Raw genomic sequence first — 12,205 nt, forward strand, 5'->3', positions numbered from 1 at the left:
TTTCATGGATGGAATGCAGGATCGTGTCGATCGGCACGCCCTCCCGGGCCCAATCGGCCGCCGCTTCGGCCAGCCGGCCGGTCTTCGCCGGAATATCCTGCCCGTCCAGCATGCTGACCGACAGCTCGAGACAGACCCGGGTGGTGGCCGTGACATCACCGGCGATGATGTCACCGGGCATTGTGGCGCAGGTTGTCACGTTGTCGATGAAGTGCTCGACTAGCTGCCGAGACACCCCCTGCAGGTCCTGTGTGGGTAATGACATCGGTTTGCCCGAGACGGTCAACGCACTCCGGAGTGCCCCAGTGGTTGTCATCGTCGACTCCCTTCCGCCTAGTTGCTGCGGTTCTTCCGGCCGATGGTCCGGTCCGCAGCCGCGCGAGGCCGCGGATTCCCGCGAGGAACGCGATTGACCTGTGGCCTTGATCGGTCGGGATCCAACGATAAGGTGATTAAGGGCTCAGCTTCTACTCCTCATTGCCCGACCGCTCGATGTCGGTGAATCATGGCGGTGACTTGCGCCGAAAGCCGTTCGTAACAGCGTTCGAAGATATCCCCAATGGTTTTGCGAGACAGTCGCTCACTTTTTGCGGCCGCGCTCACGGGCCCGTTGATCAGTGCTGAATGCCCGATTCAGCCGATCGGCATGCGCTCCTGGGGTACTGGCAGGGCGCGCTGACACGGTCCTGACCGGTCCTGGCTGCGGGGCTCAGGGAGTGTCGGGGAGTTGAGCAGCCCGTACTTCGGCGTCGAGCCATGCGCCGATCATCTGTGCGGTCATCGCGATGGCCTCGCGGCGTTCGTGGTCGTCGACCTCCTGGGCCGTTGTGCGCAGTACCGCCGTGAAGCCGGTATTGATCAGCACGTATGCCATCACGTCATATTTGTGATCGTCTCCCGGGCCGAGGAGCTGGATCAACAGCACCTTGACCAGCGGACGCAGACGCGGTTCGAACTCGGGGATGCCGCTGTTGTAGAACTGAACTCCGCCGACCAGCGCGCGCACCAGATACGCGTTGGCGACCAACTCTTCGGTGAACAGTTCCAGCATCTCGCCGAGCACCTTCGGAGCCGAGGGGAGCAGCTGGGGGATCGGGCGCTGCGACAAGTCCGACACCCAGTGTGTAAAGCGCCGCTCCGCGTTTTCGAGAAGGCGCTCGAGCAGCTCATCGACGATCGCGGTCCGATCGGGGAAGTACCGATAGACCGTACCGATGCTCAACCCGGCCTCCGCCGCGATCCGGTTCGTCGAGGTTTCAGCGATTCCACACTCACCGAACAACCGCGCCGCGGTGTCGAGGATCTGCTCCTTCGTTTCCTTCGCGCGCTGCTGGGTCGGGCGACGGCGCTGTGGGGCGGCCTTCTGCGGCATCACACTTCCCTGTCCTTGGGTGAGAACTGAGCTTTGCTCATTTCACTGTAGTTGTCGAATGTCACTGCGGCTCGGGTAGTTTGTTAGGCCATTGAATTCACGGCCGACAGCGCGGGCACAGCTGACCGCAGCGGCGCGCGATATCAGGTCATGGGCGGGCTCACGGAGGTGTTGATGGCGGCTGGTCAGCTGCCCAGAGGTCGACTGGCGCGGGGCGGTCGGTTGGGCCGACTGGTCGCGGGGCAGGCTGTGCGTGGAGTCGGGTCTCGGTTGTCCATGATCGGTCGGCCTGACGAAGCCCGGCAGATACTTGCCGAGCGGTCCGCTCTGCAAGCCGCGCAGCAAATGGTCACAGTGCTCGGCGGCATGAAGGGCGCGGCGATGAAGCTGGGCCAGATGCTGTCGGTTCTCGATGTCGACCTCGTCCCCGAATCCCACCGTGAACTGTTTCGGGTGAAGCTCGCCGAACTTCGAGATCGCGCACCGGAGGTTCCGTTCAGGTCGATGCGGAAGGTCATCGAAGGTGATCTCGGGCCGATGTCGCGAGTGTTCGCCGATTTCGAGCAGACGCCGGTGGCCGCGGCCTCGATCGGCCAGGTGTATCGGGCGAAGTTGCATGACGGGCGCATGGTCGCGGTAAAGGTGAAATACCCCGGTGTGGATGAGGCCGTCGCGGCGGACATGCGTAACTTGCAGTTGTTCGCCAAGCTGTGCAGATCCGTGCTGCCGAGCGCGGGCGACGCCGCCGTGCTGGAGGAGATCGCACGCAACATCGGCGGTGAACTCGACTACCTGCGCGAAGCGCGGACTCAGCATGCAGTCGCGTCGCGCTTCCACGAACACCCCTTCATCACCGTCCCCGACAGTGTGGGAGAACACTGCACGCACCACGTTCTTGTCACAGAGTTCGTCGAAGGGAGGTCCTTCCAAGAGATTCAGGCTCTGCCCGGGGCCGACCGAGATCGGATCGGTGAGCTGATCTACCGCTTCTACATCAGTTCGCTGTTCTCCGACTACGAGTTCTGCGGTGACCCGCATCCCGGCAACATCCTTCTGGACAGGGACGGTCGCCTCGCCTTCGTGGATTTCGGGCTCTATTACCGGATGAATCCCGCGGACGCCGAGTTCGAGCGTGCGTCCCTGCTCGCCGCCGGGGAACACCGTGCCGGGGATCTGTACCAGGCGTGGGTCGGACGCGGCATCATCGACCCGGACGCGAGCGTCACGCCACAGGAATGCCTGGAATACGTGTGGGCCGCCTCGGGTTGGCAGTTGCTCGACGAGGAGATCACGATCACCCCGGAACTCGCTACCGCGGCAGTGGTGCTCGCCGTGGACCCGAGGGCGGACGAATTCCGGGGTATGCGGCATCAGCTGCTTCCGGCTGAGCACGTGTTCTCCAGGCGGGCGGAGTTGTTCACCTTCGCTGCACTCGGTCAGCTCGAGACGACCAACAATTGGCATCGCCTGGCCCGTGAGTGGCTCTACGGCGAGCCTCCAGCAACCGATATCGGGCGGGCGACGGCACGGTGGCGAGCCGGGCGGCTGTCGGGCCCACCTTCCCACCGCTGACCAGACCATCACCGCACTGCGAAGACGTTGCCCTGCCTCTCGACTCATATTCACCGATGTTCCTGGCGGGCAGTGAGCATTGGCCTGACTGCCGTGGTTGATCAGACGGACTGGCGCTGGACCGCTGACAGCGACCGTGTCAGGCTGTCAGGCGGTTCTTCGTCACCGGACGCGGGTCGACTTCCGCACGTCTCAGTACCGCCGCGGCCGAGTCGAGCGTGCTGTCCTGCGCTAGGATGCTCTCATAGAGGCGCGATAGCGCGCGGCCGGGTTCGACCCCGAGCTCAGTATCCAGGCGCTGTCTGGTCCGATGGAACAGATGCAGGGCCTCGGACTGGCGGCCGGTGCGGTAGAGCGCCAGCATCAGCAGTCCGCACAGGTGCTCGCGCGACGGGTCGGCCGCGACGAGCCGTTGCAGTTCGACGATGGCCTGGCGGTTGTTACCGAGCAACAGGTGTGCGCTGACCAGATCCTCCCAGGCCAGGATGCGCTGCTCCTCGAGGAAGGCGGCGGCGGATCGGCATCGTTCGCCGGCGTGGGTGTTCAGCAGTGCCGGCCCGCGCCACAGCCGCAGTCCCTGCTGCAGTGACTGCAGCGCGCGCACCGGATCGGCGGCCAGGTCGCTGAATCCACGCGTGGTGCAATCGAGGAATCGGTTGGCGTCCACGGCATCGCGTGGGATGTCGAGCACGTAGCCGTTCTGCACCGCGCGCAACTCGATCGGTTCCCCGCTCCCGTCCGTGCATTTCTCCATTGTCTTTCGGATGCGCGTCGCCTGCGCCTGAATTGCGTTTCGTGGATTCTTGAGCAGCTCGCCCGGCCACAATTCTTCGGTGAGCTCGTTGTAGTAGACGGTGTTCCCGGCCTTGAGGGCGAGAACGGCCAGCATCGCTCGGATCTTGCCGGCCCGCAATTCTGTGCGGCTGTCGGCGGCGACGATGGAAATGGACCCGAGTATATCGATGTGGACGGCGCCGGTGTGCCACACATCGTCCCGGGCGGTGGTGGCGGGTGCGTCCCAGGACAGGCTGAGCGCCATTGGCGAACCTCTCTTTACTCGACATTTCCCCTGGTGAGAAAGATTTTAATGACGGGTCACAACTATCACACAGAGGGCATTGTGGTTATTTGTCACCATTGTCGCAGCGTCGGAATGTGGTCACACGACACCGGGCGGTGTGTCAGTAGCCCGTCAGTGGTTTCGTCAGCGTCGTGGGTCAAGGTCGGATTGTTTATGGGACATCCGTAGCCGCTGACTGCGATATTGGAGTAGTTGTGACAGCACAAGGTTTCCTGCTGGAGTGCATCGCCGATTCGTGGCTGGATGGAAAAAGTGAAGGACTGTCCGCGGACACGCCGCTGCTGGAACTGAACATCATCTCTTCTGCCGAAGTATTCGATTTGGTGCATGCCATTCAGGCGGAATTCGGGATTGTCATTCCGCTCCAGGAGGTCAGGCCGGAGAATTTCCGGTCCGTTGCGGTCATCGCGGACCTGATCGAGCGCATTCGCGGGAAGTAGGGGACATTCGATGGCTGAAACGACAGCGGCGGTGGATTCGGTGTCCGAGGTGGTCATCGCGACGGCCATGCGGCATACGCATTACCGGCGCGACCAACTCGATCCAACGGCCGATCTCGAGGGCGAGCTGGGTATCGACTCGGTTGTGCTCATCGCGATCATCGGGGACGCGGCGAAGCAATTGGCCCTGCCCGCCAATCTCACCTCCGATATCTCGGTCACCACCCTGGGCGCGCTGATCGGGGAACTGGAAACCTACGCCGACTGTGCGGCCACCGACGCAGCGCCGCCGGAGCCCCGCACGTTCTCCGAGCCGGAGCCGGAGCCGGAGCCGGAGCCGGAGCCGGAGCTGGCGATCGGCGAGGTGGATCCGATCGGGCCTGCCGGAATCACGGCCTGGGATGGCCGCTCGATGCGCGACTTCCTGGTCAGCGACGAACGTGACCTGTTCGCCAAGGCCGCGGAGTTCGCCGCGCATCGCCGTGATCGCGAAGCCGAGCGCCTCTACTGGTATGGCATGCCGCTGCGGTCGCGGTGCACCAACCGGGCCCGGATCTACGACGAAATCTCCGGTCGAACTCGCGAATTCCTGATGTTCGGCTCGAACAACTATCTCGGCCTGGCCAACCATCCGCAGGTCATCGACGCGATCTGCGCCGCCACCCGGGAATTCGGTGCCACCAATACCGGATGCCGCATCATCGGCGGAACCAACCACCTGCACAAGGAACTCGAGCGCAGGCTCGCGGCCTTCAAAGGGCGCGGGGCCGCCATCGTGTACCCGGGCGGCTACGCCGCCAACCTGGGCGCGATCTCGGCGCTGGTGGGGGCCAAGGATGCGGTCATCGTGGACAAGCTCAATCACATGAGCATCGTCGACGGCTGGAAACTATCCAGCGGGCTGCGCCGGATCTACCGCCACAACGATATGGCACATCTCGAGAGCGTCCTGGATCGGTGCGCCGAGCAGGCCCGGGGGATGCTGATCGTCACCGACGGTGTATTCAGCATGCACGGCGATATCTGCGAGCTGCCGCAGATCGTCCGGTTGGCCCGATCCTACGGTGCGCGGGTGCTGGTCGACGACGCGCACGCCACCGGGGTCCTCGGCGCCCGGGGCACGGGCACCGCCGAGCACTTCGGCCTGAAGGGTGAGGTCGACCTGGAACTCGGCACGATGAGTAAGGCCCTGGCGGGAATGGGCGGCTTCGTCGTCGGCGACGAGGAGGTGATCGATTACCTGCGGTTCTACTCCAACTCGTATGTGTTCGCCGCGACCATCCCGGCCGGTGTCGCGGCGGGACTGATTGCCTCTATCGACGTGATGGAGCGCGAGCCCGAGCGAATCACCTTGCTGTGGAACAATATTCGTAGCCTTACCGGATACCTCACCGATGCCGGATTCGACCTGGAACGTACTCGGAGCGCGATCTTGCCGATCGTCGTTGGCGACGAGCGCCAGGCCATGGAGATGGGCCGTGCGGTCCGGGCGCGCGGATTATTCTGCCAGACAGTCGTTTTCCCCGGCGTCCCGCTCGGCGAGGCCCGGTTGCGGGTCAGCGTCACCTCCGAGCACACGCCGGAGGATCTGGACCTGGCGGCCCAGATCTTCATCGACGCGGGCCGGGAAACCGGGGTACTGCCGTGAGCGACCGCGTCATCTGCCTGCCGGATATCGATTCCGACGAGCACGCGGCTCGTCCGGCGCTGCTCGGGCGGACCACGCTCACCTACGGTGAGCTCGCCACCGCGGTGCACGCGGTAGCGCACCGGCTGCGCGAACTCGGTGCCGTGCGGGGTGATCGCGTGGTCATCTGGATGTACAAACGCCCGGAGTACGTCCAGACGATGCTGGGTGCGCTGCACCGCGGGTGTGCGTATGTCGCCGTCGACGGCGCGCACCCGGTGAGTCGGCTGACGACGATCGTTGAGGAGACCGAACCGATCCTGCTCGTCACTGACGAGCGGCACCTGCCCCAACTCGCGAGCCTAGAACTGCCGGACTCGGTCCGCACCGTGGTGGTCGTCGACCGAGTCGGCGACGCTGTCGCGACGGTGCGGACGGTCAGCTGGTCGAACTTCGTCGCCGGCGCCGAGGCGATCCGGGTGCCGCGCGCGGCGATCACGCCGTCCAGCCTGGCCGCGATTCTCTACACTTCCGGCTCCACAGGGACGCCGAAGGGCGTGCAGATCTCACATCGCAACCTTGGTGCGTTCATCGACTGGGCATGTGCCGAGCTGGCCGTGGGCGCCGCGGACGTTTTCGCCAACCATGCCTCGTTCAACTTCGACCTCAGTACATTCGACCTGTTCGTCGCCATATCGGTCGGCGCGGCGATGTGGATCATCGAGGACGAGCAAGCGCGTGATCCGGCGGCGCTGGCCGCCGGCATCCGCGAACACGGTGTCACCGTGTGGTATTCGGTGCCGTCGATCCTGACTCTACTGACCGCGTGCGGTGCGCTGATGCCCGAGACCGTCCGCGGCCTGCGCTATGTGCTCTTCGCCGGTGAGGTATATCCGAAACCTCGACTGGCCGAACTCGCGCTGCTGCTGCACGAGCACACACACCTCTACAACCTGTACGGCCCCACCGAGACCAACGTGTGCACCTATCACCGGGTGACCGCCCAGGATCTGGCCTGTGAGGAGCCGTTGCCGCTCGGGCTACCGGTCGGCGATGTCAAATTGCTGATCGTCGACGAGCACGGGCTGCTGATCGACGGGCCCGACGCATTCGGCGAGCTGGTGGTCGAAGGCGATTGCGTCACCCCAGGATATTGGCGGCGGGAGCGGGAACCTATGGCAGAGCAGCATCGGCAGCGCCGCCACCCGACCGGCGATCTCGTGAGTTGCGTCGACGGCAACATCATCTATCGCGGACGCAAGGACCGGATGGTGAAACTGTCCGGGTACCGCACCGAACTCGGCGAGATCGAATCGGTGATTGTGCGGCACTCCTCGATCGACGAGGCGGCGGTGATCGTCGCTGCGGAAGGCTCGGCCGCGCGGCTCGTGGTCTTCTACACGATCCGAGCCGGCGCGCCGGAGCCGACGCTCATCGACTTGAAACGTCATTGTGCCGAGCACTTGCCTCGATACATGGTTCCGCGCAAGGCAATCCGCGTACAGGCGTTGCCGCGCAATGCCAACGGCAAGATCGACTATCGGTGTCTCGCCGGGTGAGCAAGACCATGCCGACGGTGCCACTCGAACTCCGCACGCAACGGCCGGCGCTGGACCCGAGCGGTCTGTGGTTCTCCGGCGTCGACTCACGGCCGGCGGCTATCCGGCTGGTGTGCTTCGCCCACGCGGGCGGCGCACCGTCGGTTTTCCGGGAATGGTCGGATCATCTTGGTCCGGAAGTCCATGTCGTTCCGGTATTGCTGCCCGGGCGCGGACTCCGCTTGTGGGAGTCGGTCGCGACCGATATCCGGGCCTTGGCGCGCGAGGTCGCCACGGCGCTGATCGAGCAGGGCTTCCTCGACCGCTACGCGTTCTTCGGACACAGCCTGGGCGCTCTGCTGGCGTACGAGGTGGCTTGCGTGCTGCGCGAGCGAGGTGCGCCCGCGCCCGCGCACCTGTTTTTCTCCGGCAGCCGGGCCCCGCATCTATACGGGACTTCACTCGGCGCCGAACTGTCCGATGACGAGCTCCTGGCTTGGGTGCGCGAGCTGGGTGGACTACTCGGTTCCGGTGCGAGATCACAGTTCGATCGCCGACTTCCAACCCTGCGCGCGGACCTGCGTGCGTGCGAGACCTACCGGCCGCAACCCCGGCCGCCGCTGGATTGTCCGCTGACCGTGTACTCCGCTGAGGGCGATCTCATCGCCGACGAGGAGCAGACCGGCCAGTGGCGTCGGTACACCACGGGCTCGATGCGCCGTGGGCATTTCCTCGGCGGTCATTTCTATCTCGTCGGCCCGCATCGGTTCAGCCTGCTCCGCCGGCTGCGGGATGACCTCGCCTGCTACACCTCCACCCCCGGATCGACGGCCCCCACCGGCGATCGCCAAAGGATGCACCGATGAAATTCTCCACGCTGGCCAAAGCGAACGCCGCAGGCAGCCTGCCGCTGCTGTTGTCGCTGGCCAGGAGCTTTGCCACCCCGCTGTACAGAGCGAGCTTTCTGGTCGCGGCGCTGGACCAGGGTGTGCTGCAACAACTCGCCGGCGGCGCGCGCGATGCCGACGCCCTCGCCGACGCCGTCGGAATCATGGGTGACCGTCGGCTGTTGCGCGCCTGGCTGGATCTGGGCGTGCGGCTCGGCGAGCTCGGGATGTCCGACGGTCGCTATCGGTTGGCGAGCCGCCGGGCCAGAGCGCTGGCCCGGCCCCGCAACGACGCGGTCGCCGCGGCGCTGGAAGAGCTGGTGCGCTTCCATCTTCCGGTCCTGCTGAACGCACCCGGCATGGTGCGCAGCGGTGCCAGGCTGACGATGTCGGATCAGGACGGCTCGATCATCGCCCGTTCCAGCCGGATCGTGCAGCCGTTCCTCGAGGACGCGGTTGAAAGCGTGCTGCCCCGCACCGGTCCGGTAACCTTGTTGGAAATCGGTTGTGGCAGTGGGGTGTACGCGCGCCACGCCGCATCGTTCAATCCCGATCTGACCGCCGTCGCCATCGACTATCAGGCCGAGGTCGCCGCGGCAGCCGCCGCCAATCTGGCGCAGTGGGGATTGGCGGATCGCGTCGAGGTCAGGCGAGCCGATGTGCGGGAATTTGCCTGCTCGGAACTGTTCGACATCGTCACGATGCACAACAACATCTACTACTTCGCGGCGGACGAACGCGCCGAGCTGCTCGCGCGCGTGCGGTCGCTGCTGAAACCCGATGGGCGGCTTCTGCTCACCAGCGCGTGCAAGGGCGGAAATCTCAGCACCGAAGTGCTGGGTCTGTGGTTCGAGTTCGCCGACTTCGGCGGCCCGCTGCCCGATTCCGCCGAACTGGCCCAGCAGTTCGAGGATGCGGGCTTCGTCGATGTCAAGGTGCGCCGTCTGATTCCCGGTGAGCAGTTCTACTCGTTCGTCGGCCGCAACCCGTCCTCATCGAACACCGACGCCGAGGAGCTCCTGTCATGACTGCTACCCGCCAGACCGCGCATGACCTGATCGTCGTCCTCGGCGACCCGGTGGCCGCAGACCCGGATTCGCTGGGCGGCAAAGGAGCTCGCCTCGATGAAATGATGCGGGCCGGGCTGCCGGTACCGCCGGCCTTTTGCCTCACCACCGAATTGTTCGATCGTTTCCGGCGCGAGATCGGCCTCGATGCCCAAGCGCTGGCGGGCGAGCCCGGCGCCGTCAGAGCCCGGGTGCTGACCGCCGAGATTCCCGCGGATATCAGCGACGCCATCCTCGACGCCTATGCGGCACTCGGCGCGCGGCGGGTCGCGGTGCGATCCTCGGCCTGCCGCGAGGATTCGGCCGCTCAGTCCTTCGCCGGACAACATGACACCGTGCTGAATATCTCCAGCGCCGCAGGTGTTCTCGATGCTGTCAAGGCGTGCTGGGCCTCGCTGTGGTCGGACCGGGCGGCCGTCTACCGCGGCGCCGCCGATGCCGGATCAATCGCCGTGGTGATCCAGCAGATGGTCCAGGCAGAGGCTGCCGGTGTGCTGTTCACCCGGGACCCGATCAGCGGGCGAACCGACCGCTTCGTGGTGGACGCGGTCTGGGGGCTCGGCGAGGGACTCGTTTCGGGACGGGTAAGCGCCGACTCGTTCACGGTGGATCCGGCCGGGTCACGCGTGACCGAACAGAACGTCCGCTACAAGGTCGCCAAGACTGTGTCGGTGGCACCGGGCATCGTGGAGCTGGTAAAGGTGCCCGAGGAGCTGCGCGGCGTCGCTTGCCTGTCGCAGGAGCAACTGACCGGGCTCGCCGCGCTGGCGGTGCTCGTGCGCGAGCGGTACGGCGCCGAGCAGGACATCGAATGGGCGGTAGAGGGCGGTGCGCTGTATCTGCTGCAGACCCGTCCCATCACCGTGGCACCACCGCAGCCCATGCGCCGCAGCCCCTACAGGGATCACCAGTCCGAAACCGTGCAGCAGGGCACCCTGTGGTCGCGGATGGACATCGGTGAAATCTTCACCGGAGTCATGACACCGCTGGGCATTTCGTTCGCCGAGTACTACCAGTACAACGTGCACAGCGATTGTGTGCGGGCGACTGGTGTACGCGATACCGGCGACATCGCCGTGCAGATGGGATACCTCCAGGGTTATGTCTACCTGAACATCTCCTACACCAGCTACCTGCTCAGCCAGAGCCTTGGAACCAAGGACGAGAAGCGCATCACCGCACGCTTCGCTAGCGAGGACGTCGACCAGGCCGCCTATCGGAATCCCTTCGGCAGCTACCGGACCGGTGTCCCCACCGCCAAATCGACGGCGTTCTGGGGCAAGGCGACCGTGACCGAGCTGCGAGATATGCGCAAGCGCGCCCGCCGGATGGTTACTGCGCGGGTGCGCGAGTTCGATCGGGCCCGCGGCCTCGACCTGACCGCGCTCGACCGCCGCGCCCTGCACACCGAAATGCAGCACCGCCTGACCTTTTTCCACGATATGCATGTCGGCTACATGCCGTACTTCATCAACGCGTTCACGCTCTACGGTGCGCTCGAGATGATGTGCGGCACCTGGCTCGGCGCGGCGGGGGAGCGGTTGCAGAACCGCTTGAGGACAGACATGTCGAACCTGCGTACTGTCGCGTCCGCGCGCGAAGTGTGGGAGCTCGCCCAAATCGTGCGCCAACGCCCAAGGGTGCACCGGATCATGACGTCCGGTTCGGTCGCGGACGTCGTCGAACGCCTGCGCGCCGACCAGGTGGGCCGGGTGTTCTGGAAGGCGCATATGGAGCCGTTCCTGCGGGAGAACGGCGCGCGGGCGCAGCAGGAGATGGAGCTCACCCATCCGCGCTGGATCGATGACCTGACCTACGTGGTCAAAATGATTCGCCGCTACGCCGAGGATGGGTTCTGCTTCGACGACGCCATCGAATCCACCCCCGACCCCCGCGCCGACGAGATGGACGCGGCCATGAGACGGCTGCCGCGGATCAAACGCCGCGCGCTGAAATCCGTGATCTCGCTTTATGAGAAGTGCAGCTCCCTGCGCGAGATCGCCCGGATGTCGATGATCACGTCGGTGTGGCTGGTTCGCGAGGTCGTCTACGAAGTGGGCGTCCGGTTGGTCGCAGCGGGGGTGTTGCGCTCGCTCGACGAGGTCGCCTACCTCAACTTCAACGATGTCCTGCGCTACCTGGCCGGCGAGGACGATCCGCACGAGATCTTCCCCCGCACAGCGATCGACGAGGCCCGCCGCCTCTTTCAGAACTACGCCCGGTTGCCTGCGCCGCCAATGAGTTTCGTCGGTGAATGCGACCCCGGCCAGGCCGTGCGGCCTACCCAGGATGGCGTCGGCCTCGAAGGTCTCGGCACCAGCCCCGGCACCGCCATCGGGCGCGCCCGCGTCGTGGAGGACCTCGCCTGGCAGGCCGACGAATTACAGGTCGGCGAGATCCTGGTAACGCAGTACACCGACTCCTCGTGGACCCCGCTGTTCGCCATCGCGGGCGGCATCGTCACCGATGTCGGTTCGATGCTGTCGCACTCCGCGATCGTGTCGCGCGAATTCCGGCTGCCGTCGGTCGTCAACACCAAACATGCCACCGCCGTGATCAAAACCGGCGACCTGATCATGGTCGACGGCGACCGCGGTGTGGTCGAAATCGTCGAGGAGTGA

10 protein-coding genes are annotated in these 12,205 nt (G+C 65.3%); 7 read left to right on the top strand and 3 right to left on the bottom strand.

The genetic code is table 11. The features are described 5' to 3' along the window. Positions 1-181 (bottom strand): RsbRD N-terminal domain-containing protein (locus ON19_RS43285; protein WP_043690910.1); only part of this gene is annotated, 181 nt, incomplete at its 3' end. Positions 182-709: 528 nt separating this feature from the next. After that, positions 710-1,372 carry a TetR/AcrR family transcriptional regulator gene (locus tag ON19_RS13260; protein ID WP_043690963.1) on the bottom strand — a complete coding sequence of 221 codons (663 nt, stop codon included), beginning with the start codon at positions 1,370-1,372 and terminating at the stop codon, positions 710-712. A 174-nt stretch (positions 1,373-1,546) separates the two neighbouring features. Here ON19_RS13260 and ON19_RS13265 point away from each other — a divergent pair, with 174 nt between their 5' ends. Continuing rightward, positions 1,547-2,944, top strand: coding sequence for an ABC1 kinase family protein (locus tag ON19_RS13265; protein ID WP_043690965.1), 1,398 nt, complete (start codon positions 1,547-1,549; stop codon positions 2,942-2,944). 139 nt (positions 2,945-3,083) lie between these two features. Here ON19_RS13265 and ON19_RS13270 read toward each other — a convergent pair whose 3' ends face one another. Then, positions 3,084-3,983: an AfsR/SARP family transcriptional regulator gene (locus ON19_RS13270; RefSeq protein ID WP_218006404.1), complete on the bottom strand. Its 900-nt coding sequence runs from the start codon at positions 3,981-3,983 to the stop codon at positions 3,084-3,086. Between the two features lie 236 nt (positions 3,984-4,219). Between ON19_RS13270 and ON19_RS13275 the strand changes: the two genes are divergently transcribed. The 6 genes from ON19_RS13275 to redH are packed head-to-tail and all read left to right on the top strand — an operon-like array spanning position 4,220 to position 12,205. Continuing rightward, positions 4,220-4,465 (top strand): acyl carrier protein, encoded by a 246-nt coding sequence (locus ON19_RS13275; RefSeq protein WP_043690913.1) that lies wholly within the window; start codon positions 4,220-4,222, stop codon positions 4,463-4,465. Positions 4,466-4,475: 10 nt separating this feature from the next. Continuing rightward, positions 4,476-6,113 carry an aminotransferase class I/II-fold pyridoxal phosphate-dependent enzyme gene (locus ON19_RS13280; protein ID WP_083899341.1) on the top strand — a complete coding sequence of 546 codons (1,638 nt, stop codon included), beginning with the start codon at positions 4,476-4,478 and terminating at the stop codon, positions 6,111-6,113. Then, positions 6,110-7,651, top strand: coding sequence for an amino acid adenylation domain-containing protein (locus tag ON19_RS13285; protein WP_051168825.1), 1,542 nt, complete (start codon positions 6,110-6,112; stop codon positions 7,649-7,651). Before ON19_RS13280 ends, ON19_RS13285 begins: the two co-directional genes overlap by 4 nt. A gap of 17 nt (positions 7,652-7,668) precedes the next feature. Continuing rightward, on the top strand, positions 7,669-8,496 hold the full coding sequence (locus ON19_RS13290; protein WP_218006405.1) for a thioesterase II family protein: 828 nt from the start codon (positions 7,669-7,671) through the stop codon (positions 8,494-8,496). Then, positions 8,493-9,545, top strand: a complete 1,053-nt coding sequence (locus ON19_RS13295) for an SAM-dependent methyltransferase (protein WP_051168826.1) — start codon at positions 8,493-8,495, stop codon at positions 9,543-9,545. Before ON19_RS13290 ends, ON19_RS13295 begins: the two co-directional genes overlap by 4 nt. Further along, the gene (gene redH / locus ON19_RS13300; protein WP_043690919.1) at positions 9,542-12,205 is read left to right on the top strand and encodes an undecylprodigiosin ligase RedH; all 2,664 of its coding nucleotides are present in this window, start codon (positions 9,542-9,544) and stop codon (positions 12,203-12,205) included. Before ON19_RS13295 ends, redH begins: the two co-directional genes overlap by 4 nt.

It is taken from the genome of Nocardia abscessus NBRC 100374, assembly GCF_000308455.1.
GTDB classification, from domain to species: Bacteria; Actinomycetota; Actinomycetes; order Mycobacteriales; family Mycobacteriaceae; genus Nocardia; species Nocardia abscessus.